Raw genomic sequence first — 14706 nt, 5'->3', positions numbered from 1 at the left:
CGCGTGCGCTTGCTGGGACGGTGCTCGGGGAGTTGCGTCAACAGCGGCAGAACGGAGTGATTGATGAGTTCATTGGCCACGGATCGCGTCGACCAATGTTCATCCGGCGAATTCTCGGCTCAACCGTTTGCGCTGTCACCCGCACAGACCGCTCTCTGGTACGCGCAGCGCATCAGGCCCGACGTGCCGTTGACCATCTCCCAGTACGTCGAGATACACGGGGACCTGGACGAGGGACGGCTGCTGTACGCGATCGAGCGTTTCGGGGCCGAGACCCAGGTGGGGCAAGTTCGCTTGATGGAAGTGGATGGCACTCCGTATCAGATCGTGGATCCGGTGCACCGGCCGGGATGGGTCCGCATCGACCTGCGCGGCGAGGCCGATCCGTACGCCGCGGCGCTGCGCTGGATGCACGAGCACACCAGTTCGCCGATAGATCTGGAACGCGACCCGCTGACCTCCAACGCGGTGCTGCGGATCGGGGACTCCGACTACATCTGGTATTCGTTCGCCCACCACATCGTCATCGACGGCTACGGCGCGATGAACGCGCTCACCCGCACCGCCGAGATCTACACCGCGCTGGAGAATCGGACGGAACCGGTCGCCTCGCGGGCGACGGCCCTGGCCGAGATCTACGCCGACGAGGCGCGCTACCACCAATCCGGCCGTTTTCAGAACGATCGCGAGTACTGGCTCGGGCAGCTGTCCGGTGTCGGCGAGCCGGTGAGCCTCGGCGGCACCCGGCTCGGCGCCGCCGACCACGACGCGGGCCGCAGGCTGGCCACGGCGGTGCTGGACGACGAGCACCATGCCGCGATCGACGCGGCGACCAGCGCGTGGAACACCACGGACTCGGCGGTGTTCGTCGCGGCGCTGGCCGCCTACGTGCGGTCGGTGACGGGCAACGCGGACGTGGTGCTGAGCCTGCCGGTCTCGGCGCGCACCACGGTGTCGCTGCGCCGCTCGGCGGGCGTGATCTCCAACGTCGTGCCGATTCGGCTGCGATTCGACGAGGCGACCACGATCGGCGACCTGGTGAAGGCGGCCGAGCTGCAGATCACCGGCGCACTGCGGCACCAGCGCTACCGGCACGACGACATCCGGCGTGACAGCGGCTACTCGCGCGACGCCCGCGGATTCTTCGGCCCGATGGTCAACCTGATGTTGTTCCACAACGAGCTGCATTTCGGCAGCTTGGTCGGCTCCATGCACGTGCTGGCCACCGGCCCGGTGGAAGATCTCTCGGTCAACGTCTACAACGGCGTGGGCGGCCGCTTGCACGTCGACTTCGAAGCCAACCCCCGCCTCTACGGCGAGGCCGAGGTGAACGTGCACCATGCGCGCTATCTCGATTTCCTCCGCCGGTTCCTGGCCGCGGAACCGAGCCTGACTGCCGAGTCGTTGGGCGCGATCACCCACGCCGAACGAGAGCAGGTGCTGCGCGGGTGGAACGCCACCGAGGCGCCCCGGCAGGAAGGCACGCTCGCGAGCCTGTTCGCCGAGCGCGTAGCGGCAGGCCCGGAGGCGATCGCACTGGAGTTCGGTGACGCGGCGCTGACCTACGCCGAACTCGACGCCCGCGCCAACCGGCTGGCCCGGCTGCTCATCGCGCGCGGCGCCGGACCCGACACCACAGTCGGGCTCTGCCTGCGCCGCAGTCTCGACCTGGTGATCGGCATGTACGCGATCGTCAAAGCGGGAGCGGCGTACCTGCCGCTGGACACCGAGCATCCGGCCGAGCGGATCGGGCAGATCGTGCGCCAAGCCGAACCGCTGTGCGTGCTCACGACGAGCCGCGACGACGTGGAGCTGCCCGCGACGGTCGCCCGGCTGGACATCGACACCGCGCCGGTCTCCGGCTTCGCCGATGGTCCGGTCACCGACGCCGACCGCCGGTGCGCGCTGCGCCCCGACCACCTCGCTTACGTCATCTTCACCTCGGGATCCACCGGGAAGCCCAAGGGTGTCGGCGTGACGCACGCGGCCATCGTCAACCGCCTGCGCTGGATGCAGCACGAGTATCCGCTCGGCGGCGACGACGCGGTGCTGCAGAAGACCCCGGCCACCTTCGACGTCTCGGTGTGGGAGTTCTTCTGGCCCTTGCAGATCGGCGCGCGCTTGGTGATCGCCGCCCCCGACGGACACCGCGACCCGGCGTACCTCGCCCGGGTCATCGCCGAAAAGGGCATCACCACCGCGCATTTCGTGCCGTCCATGCTATCGGTGTTCGTCACCGAGGCCGATCTGGACGGCTGCGCCTGCCTGCACCGGGTGTTCTGCAGCGGTGAGGCGCTGCCTGCGGCCGCCGTGCGAGAGTTCTACGCGGCGTTACCCGCCGCCGAACTGCACAACCTGTACGGCCCCACCGAGGCCGCCGTCGACGTCACCTACTGGGCGTGCCCGCCCGACGCGAGCGCCGTGCCGATCGGTTCGCCGGTGTGGAACACCGAGACCTACGTGCTGGACGATCGGCTGCAGCCCGTTCCGCCCGGCGTGGTCGGGGAACTGTACCTGGCCGGGGTCCAGCTGGCCCGCGGCTATCTGAGACAGCCGCGGCTGACTGCCGATCGGTTCGTCGCCAACCCCTTCACCCCGGGTGCGCGGATGTATCGCACCGGCGACCTGGCGCGCTGGCAGATCGGCCGTTCCGGTGCCGAGCCGGGTGTCCTGGAGTATCTGGGCCGCAGCGACTTCCAGGTCAAGATTCGTGGTCTGCGCATCGAACTGGGCGAGGTCGAGGCCGCTCTGCTCGACGACCCGAGGGTGGCTCGCGCGGTGTGCGTGGCGCACACCGGACGCACCGGCGACGAATTGGTCGCCTACGTGGTCGCGGCGAAGCAGGAGGACGACGAGGCCCGCCTGGACACGGCCGCGCTGCTGACCGCGCTGCGTCACACGTTGCCGGGCTACATGGTGCCCTCCACGGTGATGGAACTCGACGAGCTGCCGCTGAGCGCCAACGGCAAGATCGACCGCAAGGCGCTGCCCGCTCCCGCGCCGGGGACGCGTTCGATCGGGCCGATCGCCGAACCGCGCACCGAGGTGGAGCGAGTGCTCGCCGGCATCTTCGCCGAGTTGCTCGACACCGAGGTCGGCATCGAGGACAGCTTCTTCGACCTGGGCGGCAACTCGCTCATCGCCGCACGGGCGGTGTCCCGGATCAACGCCGCGCTGGGGACCGCACTGACCATCCGGGATCTGTTCGAGGCCTCGACGATCGAGGCGCTCACCCGGCGTTTCGCCATGCAGACCACCGACGTCTCCTCGCCGCGCCTGGCGCCTGCCGAGCGGCCGGAGCGGATTCCGCTGTCGCAGGCGCAGCAGCGGTTGTGGATCCTGAACCGGTTCTCCGAGCATGCCGCCGCGTACAACATGCCGCTGGCGGTGGCGGTGGAAGGACCGCTGGACGTGGCCGCGTTGCGTGCGGGCCTGGTGGACGTCATCGAACGGCACGAGAGCCTGCGCACCACCTTTCCCGAGGCGCCGGAGGGGCCCTACCAGCTGATCCACCCGGCCGGGGCGATCCCGTTGACGCTCGACCCGATCGATGTCACCGACGCCGAGGTGGCCGAGCTGGCGACCGAATACGCCGGCTACGGCTTCGATCTGCGCAGCCAGGCCCCGATCCGGGTGGCGCTCTACCGCACCGGCCCGCAGCGGCACGTCTTCCTCATCGTGCTGCACCACATCTGCGGTGACGGCTGGTCCATCGCACCGCTGGCCAAGGACCTCATGACGGCGGTGGCCGCGCGCGCGAACGGTGTCGCGCCGCAGTGGTCGCAGCTGCCGGTGCAGTATGCCGACTTCGCGCTCTGGCAGCGTGAACTGCTCGGTGACGAGTCCGATCCGGCCAGCGCGCTCAGCCGTCAGCTCACCCACTGGCACAAGGCACTGGCCGGACTGCCCGAACAGCTCGATCTGCCGCTGGACCGCCCGCGCCCGCTGCGCAGGTCGACCGTCGGCGGCCGGGTCGAGTTCACCATCCCGGCCGAGATCCGCCGCGCCGCCATCGAACTCGCGGCCAGCCGGGGCGTGAGCATGTTCATGGTGCTGCACGCGGCGCTGGCGACGCTGCTGTCGCGGCTGTGCGCGAGCGGTGACATCGCGATCGGCACCCCGATCGCGGGCCGTTCCGATCCGGCGCTCGACGATCTGGTCGGCATGTTCGTCAACACCCTCGTCCTGCGTACCGCGGTCGACCCGGGCGCCGGGTTCGACCGGATGCTGGACGTGGTGCGCGAGACCGATCTCAACGCCTTCGCCAACGCCGACGTGCCGTTCGAGCGGCTGGTCGAGGTGGTCAACCCGGAGCGTTCCCCGTCGCGGCACCCGCTGTTCCAGGTGATGCTGTCCTACGACCACGCTCCCGACCTGCGGATCGATCTGCCCGGCGTCCGCGCGGAGGTGCTGCCCATCGCCTCGGACGTCGCGAAGTTCGATCTGCAACTGGTCGTCCACGACGACTCGGGCGACGGACCGCTTTCTGCCGAATTCGGCTACACCACAGACGTTTTCGATCGCGATACCGTGCAGTCGTTCGCCCGCAGGTTCATCGCCGTGCTGGCAGGCGGCGTGGCCGCCCCCGAACTGCCGGTGGGCGACCTGCCGATCCTGGACCGCAGGGAAACCGAAAACCTGGTGCCCATCGGGGGTGCGCCCGCCGAGCCATCGATCACCTTGGCCACCTTGCTGACCGCCACCGCGCGCCGGCTGCCGGACGCGGTGGCGGTCCGCTACCTGGGCACGGACACCACGTACCGCGAACTCGACGAGCGCTCGAACAGGTTGGCCCGCACCTTGATCGAGCACGGCGCCGGACCCGAGACGGTCGTCGCGATCGCGCTGCCGCGCGGTCTGGACGCGATCACCGCGGTGTGGGCCGTCGCCAAAACCGGCGCCGCCTATGTGCCGATCGACCCGAACTACCCCGGTGAGCGCATCGCCCACATGATCGGTGACTCCGGGGCGATGCTCGGCCTGACCGATCCCGAATCGTCGGCCGCGATGCCCGCCTGGCCCGCGGCGCGGGGCAAGCACCGCAGGGCCGAGGTCGACTGGCTGGTGCTCGGTTCCGTCGAGCTGGGCGCCGAACTCGCCGAGCACTCGGCGGAGCCGATCACCGACGACGATCGGCACCATCCGATGCGGGTGAGTCACCCGGCCTACCTCATCTACACTTCCGGGTCCACCGGCACGCCGAAGGCGGTCGTCGTGACCCACGCGGGCATCGCGTCCCTCGCCGGCGAGCAGAACTACCTGTTCGGCATCTCGGACGCGGCGCGGACACTGCACTTCTCCTCACCCAGCTTCGACGCGTCGGTGCTGGAGATGCTGCTCGGCTTCGCCGCGGGCGCCACGATGGTCATCGCCCCGGCGGGCATGTACGGCGGCGCCGAACTGGCCGCACTGCTGCGCGAGGAGCGGGTCACCCACGCCTTCGTCACCCCCGCCGCGCTGGCCACCGTGCCGAACGAGGGCCTCGACGAGCTGGCGACGGTGATCGTCGGCGGTGACGCCTGCTCGGAGGAACTCGTCGAGACCTGGACGACCGGGCATCGCATGCACAACATGTACGGCCCCTCCGAGGCCACCGTCGCGGCGACCGCGAGCGGACCGATGGAGCCGGGGCGTCCGGTGCCGCTCGGTTCTCCCGTGCGCGGCATGCGATTGTTCGTGCTGGACAATCGTTTACATCCGGTCCCGCCGGGCACACCGGGCGAGCTGTACGTGTCGGGTCCGGGCGTCGCTCGCGGCTACCACGGACGCTTCGGCCTGACCGCGCAGCGGTTCGTGGCCAACCCGCACGGCAGGCGCGGCGAGCGGATGTACCGCACCGGCGATCTGGTCGTCGTGGAGCGGTCCGGACAGCTGCGGTTCCTCGGCCGCGCGGACGACCAGATCAAGATCCGTGGTTTCCGCATCGAACTGCGCGAGATCGACAACGTGCTGCGGCTGCATCCCGGCGTCCGGTTCGCGCACACCGTGGTGCACACCGACGAGCACGGTCAGGTGCGGCTGGCGTCCTACGTCACGGCCGACCGGCCGATCGAGGCGCGGGCCGTGCTGGAGACCGCCCGTGGGCGGCTGCCCGGCTACATGATCCCCGCGTCGGTGGCGGTGCTCGACGAGATCCCGGTCACGCCCGCGGGCAAGCTGGACCGAAAAGCTCTACCGGCGCCGGAGTTCGGGACTGCGGGTACTTCTCGCCCGCCGAGCACCGCGCTGGAGCTGGGCGTGGCGGGGGTGTTCGGCGGAGTGCTCGGACGCCCGGTCGTCGGCGCCGAGGACAGCTTCTTCGATCTCGGCGGCAACTCCCTGCTGGCCACCCGGCTCGCTGCCGCGCTGCACGCGGAGTTCGGTGTGGAGCTGCCGGTGCGATCGATCTTCGAGACGCCCACCGTCGCCGGTGTCGCCGGGCAACTGGACCGAGCGCCCCGGACGCAGCGGCCGGCGCTGGCGGTGCAGACGCCGCGTCCAGGGCGTATTCCATTGTCGCTGCCGCAGCAGCGTTTGTGGTTCCTCAACCGATTCGCGCCCGAATCGAGCGCCTACAACATCGCTTTCGTGATCCACGTCGCCGGCGATCTGGACGTCCCCGCGCTGCGCGAAGCGCTCGGCGACGTGGTGCGGCGGCACGAGGTGCTGCGCACCGTCTTCCCGGAGGACGCCCAAGGCGCACAGCAGGTGGTGCTCCCCGTCGAGCGTGCGGTGCCGGAGGTGGTGGTCACCGACCTCGACGACTCCGGCGCGAAGGCCGCGCTGGAAGCATTGGCGCACAGCGGTTTCGATCTCACCACCCAGGTGCCGCTGCGTCTGTCGCTGCTGCGCACCGCGCCCGAGCGTTACCTGCTCGGCGTGGTGGTGCACCACATCGCCGCCGACGGCTGGTCGCTCGGGCCACTCACCAGGGATCTGGCCGCGGCCTATGCGGCGCGGCACGAGGGCGTCGCGCCGGCGTGGACGCCGCTGCCGGTGCAGTACGCCGACTTCGGGCTCTGGCAGCGTGCCTGCCTCGGCGAGGACGACGATCCGGGCAGCGCGGCGGCGACCCAGCTGGAGTACTGGCGCACCGCGTTGGCCGACATCCCCGACCAGCTTCCGCTGCCCTATGACCGGCCGCGTCCCGTGGAGCCCACGCAAGAAGCCGGGACGGTGCGCTTCACGGTGCCGGAGCGAGTGCGGCACGGGCTCTCCGCGCTGGCCCGCGAGCAGGGCGTCAGCAAGTTCATGGTGCTGCGTTCGGCGTTCGCGGTGCTGTTGCGCTGCGTCACGGGTGGGCGCGACATCGTGATCGGCACGCCGGTGGCGGGACGTACCGACACCAAGCTCGACGGACTGGTGGGCATGTTCGTGAACACGCTCGTGCTGCGCTCCGACGTCGACCCCGACCGCGGCTTCACCGACCTGCTTCGCGCCGACCGGGACACCGAGTTGTCCGCTATGGCGCACGCCGACATCCCGTTCGAGCGCATCGTGGACGAACTGGGCGCCGAGGCGCGCAGTTCGGGCAGGCACCCCCTGTTCCAGGTGGCGCTGAGCGTCCAGGACACCCCGGTGCCCGCACTGGAACTGCCCGGCCTCGCCCTGCGCGCGGAGGCACTGGACATCGCGCTGGCGAAGTTCGACCTGGAATTGCGCGTCGCGAACGACACGGGCGCGCCCGGATCCATCGCGGACGCGGCCGAAGAAGTGTTCGAATTCGTCTATGCCGCCGAGCTTTTCGACGCGACGACGATCGAGACGCTGGCGGACCGGTTCTTGCGCGTGCTCACCGCCGTCACCGGCGACCCGCACGTGCTGATCCGGGACGTCGACGCGCGCACCGATCACGAGCGCCGCACCCTCGCTCCGGCGCGGGGCGGCCAGGCGGCACCGCCGTGCACGCTGGCCGCGTACTTCACCGCCACCGCACAGCGGTATCCGCAGCACACCGCGCTGTGCGCGGGCACGACGTCACTGACCTACGCCGAACTCGACCGGCGCTCCAATCGCCTGGCGCGCGCGCTGATCGCGCGTGGGCTCGGCCCGGGAACCCGGGTGGCGCTCGGGCTCACCCGCTCGATCGACTCGGTGGTGGCGCTGCTGGCGGCCGCCAAGTCCGGCGCGGCGTTCGTGCCCATCGACCCGAAGTACCCCGCCGACCGCATCCGGCACATGCTGGCCGATTCCGGCTGCACGACCGGTGTGACGATCACCGCGCACGTGGCGAAGCTGCACGCGGGCGCCCCGGAAGGCCGCGGCACCGAGTGGCTGCTGCTGGATCGTCCGGAGTTCGCCGCCGAACTCGACGGCCACGACGACGCGCCGATCCACGACCACGAGCGCTCGCGCACCGTCCAGGTGGCGGATCTGGCCTATCTGGTCTACACCTCCGGATCGACCGGCACGCCCAAGGGCGTCGCGGTGACCCACAGCGGTCTGTCCAACCTGGCCGACGAGATCCGCGACCGCATCGGTGTCCAGGAGCATTCCCGCACCTTGCACTTCGCGACGCCGAGCTTCGACGCGGCGATCCTGGATCTGTTGATCGCGCTGGGAGCGGGCGCGGCGATGGTGATCTGCCCGACCGACATCTACGGCGGCGACGAGCTGGCCGCCCTGATGGAACGCGAGCGGGTCTCGCACGGCTTCATGACGCCGGCCGCGCTGGCCACGATCGACCGCGAGCGCTGGCCGCTGCCGCACATGCGCGCCCTCATGGTCGGCGGTGAGGCCGTGGCGCCGGATCTGGTCGCACGCTGGGCGCCGGGACGGATGATGTGCGATGTGTACGGGCCCACCGAGACCACGGTGGTGATCACGATCTCCGGTCCGCTGCGCGCCGGTGATCCGATCACCATCGGCAGCCTCGTGCGGGGCGCCCAGGGGCTGGTGCTCGACGAGCGGCTGCGTCCCGTGCCGGTCGGCGTTCCCGGCGAGTTGTACCTCGCGGGGCCCGGGGTCGCGCGCGGATACTTCAACCGATTCGGACTCACCGCAACACGTTTCGTGGCCGATCCGTACGGCCCGGCGGGCGCCAGGATGTACCGGACCGGTGACGTGGTGCGCTGGAACGCTTCCGGGGAGCTGGTCTACCTCGGCCGCAGCGACCATCAGGTGAAGCTGCGCGGTTTCCGCGTCGAGCTCGGCGAGATCACCGGCGCCCTGGGCGAACATCCGTCGGTGCGATTCGCGCACACCGAGGTGCGCCGCATCGCGGGAGCGGACCGTATCGTCGCCTTCGTCCAGCCCGCCGACCGCGCGGCCGGAGTGGACACCGAAGCGCTGCGCGCTTTCGTCGCGCGCCGGTTGCCCACGCACATGGTGCCCGCAGGCATCACCGTGCTGGACACCATCCCGCTGACTCCGGTCGGCAAACTGGACGTCGACGCGCTGCCCGAACCGCGCTTCACGGGCGATTCGACCGGTCGCGAGCCAGGAACCGACGCCGAGCGCTTGGTCGCCGCGGTGATGGGTGAGCTGATCGGGGCCGACGGCGTGCGCGCCGACGACAGCTTCTTCGACATCGGCGGGAACTCGTTGCTGGCGACCCAGCTCGTCGCCCGGCTGGCCGCGGCGACGAACGTGCGGCTCGCCGTGCGGACCGTGTTCGCCACGCCGACGGTCGCCGGACTGGCCGAGCTGCTGGACGCGGGCGCCGGGTCCGACGCGGATCGCCCGGCTCTGGTGCGCCGGGAGCGTCCCGAACGCATCCCGCTGTCGGCCGCCCAGCGGCGGCTGTGGTTCCTCAACCGCTTCAACGCCGGCGGCGGGCCGAGCGCCGGACACTCGGCGGGCGCCTACAACGTCCCGCTCGTGCTCCGCATGACCGGCGACCTGAACGTCGGCGCGCTGGTTTCCGCGCTGCACGAGGTGCAGGCCAGGCACGAAACCCTGCGCACGGTGTTCCCCGAGACCGACGGCGCGCCCGCGCAGGTTGTGCTCGACCCCGCCGAGGCCGCGATCCCGCTGACCCGGGTGACAGCGCACCCGGACGAGATCGAGGCCGCCGTCCGTCGTTTCGCCGCACCGGGCTTCGATCTGGCCACCGACGTGCCGATCCGTGCGGCGCTGATCGCGGTGCCGACCCGCGCCGACGAGCCCGCCGAGCACGTGCTCGTCGTGGTCGCGCACCACATCGCGATGGACGGCTGGTCGCTCGAGCCGATGGCCGCCGACGTCGCCGTCGCCTACCGCGCCGCATGCGCTGGCGACGCGCCGGACTGGGCGGAGCCGGAGGTCCAGTACGCCGACTACACGCTGTGGCAACAGGAGGTGCTCGGCAGCGAGGACGACCCGGACTCGGCGGTGAACGGCCAACTGGACTACTGGCGGCAGGCCCTGGACGGCATCCCCGAGTTGCTCACCGTCCCTGCCGACCGGCCGCGTCCGCCCACCCCGTCCTACCGGGGCGGCACCGTGGAATGCACGGTGGACCCGGTCACACATCGTGAGCTGCAGACGATCGCTGGCAGCAACAACGTCAGCCTGTTCATGGTCCTGCACGCCGCGCTCGCCGTGCTGCTGCACCGGATGACCGGCACCGACGACATCACCGTCGGCACCCCGATCGCGGGGCGCGGCCATCCCGCGCTGGACCGGCTGATCGGCATGTTCGTCAACACGCTCGTGCTGCGCACACGGATCGACCCCGGCGCCCGGTTCACCGACCTGCTGCACGCGGTGCGCGAAACGGACCTGGACGCCTTCGCGCACGCGGACCTGCCGTTCGAGCGGCTCGTGGAGGTGCTCAACCCGGCCAGGTCCCAGGCGCACCATCCGATGTTCCAGGTGATGCTCTCGGTTCGCAACGAGCCGGTCGGCGGGCTGGAACTGCCGGGGCTGCGCGTCGAGGCCGCCGACATCGACACCGGGATCGCCAAGTTCGATCTCCAGTTCACCTTGACCGAAACGCAGACCGCGCAGCGGGATCCGGCCGGCATCACCGTGGCGGTGAACTACGCGACGGATCTGTTCGACGAGCCGACCGCGCAGCGGCTCGGCAAACGTCTGGCTCGCTTGCTCGCCGCCATCGCCGCGAGCCCGACCACCGCGGTGGGCGATCTGGAGCTGCTCGACCCCGCCGAGTGGACCGGGCTGGCGCCGGTGCGCGGCGGCAAACCGGACCGGCCGATCACCTTCCCCGAGGTGTTCGAGCGGGCGGCGAGCGTCGATCGCGCCGCGATCGCCCTGGTCTCCGACGGTACGGAGGTGACCTACGACGCGCTGGATCGCTGGACCAACCGCTTGGCGCGAGTGCTGATCGACCGCGGCGTGGGCCCGGAGACCCTGGTCGCACTGGGCATCCCGCGATCCATCGAGTCCGTGGCGACGGTGCTCGCGGTGGCCAAGGCCGGAGCGGCGTTCGTGCCGGTCGACCCGTTGTACCCGCAGCAGCGCATCGCGCACATGTTGTCGGATTCCGGTGCGGCGCTGGGCATCACGCTGGCGCATTACCGCCGGGAGCTGCCCGAGGACACCGACTGGATCGTGCTCGACGATCCGCTGTTCCGCGGTTCGGTGCTCGACGCCTCGGACGCGCCCGTCGCCGACACCGAGCGTCTCGCTCCGCTGCGGATCGACAACCCGGCGTACGTGATCTACACCTCCGGCTCGACCGGCACGCCGAAGGGCGTGATGGTCACGCACGGCGGACTGTCGAACTTCGCCGCCGAGACCGCCCACCGGTTCGACGTCCAGCCGGGGTGCCGGGTGCTGCACTTCGCCACGCCGAGCTTCGACGCGGCGATGCTGGATCTGCTGCTGTCCCTCGGCGGCGCGGCGACTCTGGTGATCACGCCCGGCGGCGTGGTCGGCGGTGACGAACTGCGGCAGGTCTTCGCCGCGGAGCGGATCACCCACGCGTTCATCACCACTTCGGCCCTCGGCACCGTCGACCCCCGGGGTCTGCACGAGTTGCAGCACGTGCTGGTCGGCGGCGAGGCGCTGCCACCGGACCTGGTGACCCGGTGGGCGCCCGGCCGGAACCTGTACAACGTCTACGGCCCGACGGAGACCACCATCGTCACCGTCATCTCGCAGCCGATGTCGCCCGGTGCGCCGATCACCATCGGCGGACCCATCCGTGGCGTCAACGCGGCGATCCTCGACGCACGGTTGCATCCGGCTCCGCTCGGGGTGACCGGCGAACTGCACTTGGCCGGTGACGCACTGGCCCGCGGCTACCTGAACCGCCCGGGACTGACCGCGCAGCGGTTCGTCGCCAACCCCTTCGGCAAACCAGGGGAGCGGATGTACCGCACCGGCGATCTAGCGCGCTGGTGGGCCGGGCAGCGGGAGAACGGGGCGTCGCCCGATGCCGCACCGGAGATCGAATATGTCGGCCGCACCGACCACCAGGTCAAGATCCGCGGCTTCCGCATCGAACTCGGCGAGATCGACGCCGCGCTCGCCCGTCACGGTGCGGTGGCGTTCTCGACCACCATCGGGCATCGCACCCCGGCCGGCGCGACCGCGCTGGTGTCGTATGTGAAGGCGCGCGACGGAGTGACGCTCACCGCGGCCGAGTTGACCGCGCACCTGACCGGGCTGGTGCCGAACTACATGGTGCCGCAGTCGATCATGTTGCTCGACGAGGTGCCGCTGAGCCCGGTGGGCAAGCTGGATCGCGCGAAACTGCCGGAGCCGGTGTTCACCGCGGGCGAGGGCTATCGCGCTCCCTCCACCCCGACGGAGGAGGCGCTGTGCGCGGCTTTCGCCGAGGTGCTCGGTGTGGAGTCGGTGGGTGTGGACGACGGCTTCTTCGAACTCGGCGGCAATTCGCTGCTGGCCACGAAGGTCGTCGCACACGTCAGGGAGTCGGGCCTGGATCTGCCGGTGCAATTGATGTTCGGCGACGCGACGCCGGCGGCGATCGCGGCGCGGCTGGACGGGGCGGACGCGACTTCGGGTGCCGCGGTGGCGGCGATGCTGGCGCCGGTGCTGCCGATCCGGCCGAGCACCGAGATCAGCCGCGCGCCGCTGTTCTGCGTGCATCCCGCGATCGGATTGTCCTGGTGCTATTCGGGTCTGCTCGCGCACCTCCCGGCGGACCGGCCGGTCTACGGCTTGCAGGCTCCGCACGTCGCGGGGCAGGACGGTCACGCGACGATCGGCGAGGCCGCGCGCCACTACGTGACCGAGATCAAGCGGATCCAGCCGGACGGCCCCTACCACCTGCTCGGCTGGTCGCTCGGCGGACTGATCGCCCAGGAGATGGCGGTGCAACTGCAGGAGGCAGGCGACGAGGTCGCGCTGCTGTCGATGATGGACAGCTACCGGTTGTCCGACGACCTGCTCGACCAGGCGACCCCGAGCGTCGCCGAGATCGTCGGCGAGTTCGGCAGTGACGAACTCGGCGCGGAGATCGATCCGGACCTGAGCCTGCGGGAGGCCGCCGAGCTACTGCGCGCCCGGTCCGGGCCGTTCGCGGCGCTGACCGTCGAGCATCTGGAGCGGCTCTACGCGGGTTACCACAACGGCACCGTGCTGGCGCACAGCTTCCGGCCGCGCCCGTTCGACGGCGACCTGTTGTTCTTCTCGGCGGGCGACGACCCGGTCAACCTGGCCGATCCCGATCGGTGCGCCGAGGCCTGGCAGCCGTACGTCACCGGCGCCGTCCACGACCACGAGCTGCGCTGCGCGCACTCCGCGATGACCACGCCGGACGCACTGGCGGTGATCGGGCCGGTGCTGCGGAGGTGGCTGGAGACGAAGGAGACGCACAGGTGAGCTTCGCGGTCGAGGTGACCGGCCTGGTGAAGAACTACGGCCGGGCCCGCGTCCTGGACGAGATCGACCTACGAATCCCCACGGGCACCGTGATGGGCCTGCTCGGCCCGAACGGGGCGGGCAAGACGACGACCGTGCGGATCGTCACCACGCTGCTGAAACCCTCCGCCGGGTCGGTACGGGTGGCGGGCGTCGATGTGCTGCACGATCCATCGGCGGCGCGCAAGCGGATCGGTTTGTCCGGCCAGTACGCCGCCGTCGACGCCAACCTGTCCGGCTACGAGAACCTGCGCATGGTGGCCCGGCTGTACGGGATGTCCCCGCGCCAGGCGACCGCTCGGGCCACCGAACTGCTCGGCGCACTCGGGCTCGACTACGCCGCGCACCGCAGGGCGGGCACGTACTCCGGCGGCATGGCCAGGCGGCTCGACCTCGCGGGCGCGCTGGTCGCCCGGCCGCCCGTGGTGGTGCTGGACGAGCCGACCACCGGCTTGGATCCGCGCGGCAGGCTGGACATGTGGCGGGTGATCGGCGACCTGGTCGACGACGGCACCACGGTGCTGCTCACCACGCAATACCTGGAAGAAGCGGATTTGCTGGCCGACCGCATCACCGTCATCGACCACGGGCGGGTCATCGCGCGCGGCTCGGCCGACGAGCTGAAGACCTCGATCGGCGGTGACCGGCTCACCGTCACCCTGGCCGCCGGGCAGGCGGCCGAGCCAGCGCTGGCCGTGCTGGCGCAGATCGGCGTCGGCAAGCCCGCTCATGAGGTGGGCACCGACGAGGTGTCGGTGGTGGTCGGCGACGGCTCGCGCACCATGGTGGAAGCGCTGCGCAGACTCGACGACGCGGGTGTCTGCGTGGTCGACGCGAACGTGCACCGGCCGAGCCTCGACGACGTATTCCTTTCCCTCACCGGCAAGCCGGGCGGCACGCCCGTCACGGAGCCGGAGACCGATGACGTACCAGAGGAGATCATGTCGTGAGCAC

At 70.7% G+C, this 14706-nt stretch carries 2 protein-coding genes; both read left to right on the top strand.

Annotation, left to right across the window (positions count from 1 at the left end):
- The first annotated feature begins 63 nt into the window (after positions 1-63).
- Positions 64-13713 carry an amino acid adenylation domain-containing protein gene (locus tag ACWEKR_RS13540; protein WP_452354721.1) on the top strand — a complete coding sequence of 4550 codons (13650 nt, stop codon included), beginning with the start codon at positions 64-66 and terminating at the stop codon, positions 13711-13713.
- The gene (locus ACWEKR_RS13535; RefSeq protein ID WP_195090515.1) at positions 13710-14702 is read left to right on the top strand and encodes an ATP-binding cassette domain-containing protein; all 993 of its coding nucleotides are present in this window, start codon (positions 13710-13712) and stop codon (positions 14700-14702) included. The genes ACWEKR_RS13540 and ACWEKR_RS13535 overlap by 4 nt, the downstream gene beginning before the upstream one ends.
- Positions 14703-14706 lie beyond the last annotated feature (4 nt).

Source organism: Nocardia sp. NPDC004573 (assembly GCF_053602135.1).
The sequence above is the reverse complement of the archived record's forward strand: the minus strand, read 5'-3'. Positions and strand labels throughout refer to the sequence as shown.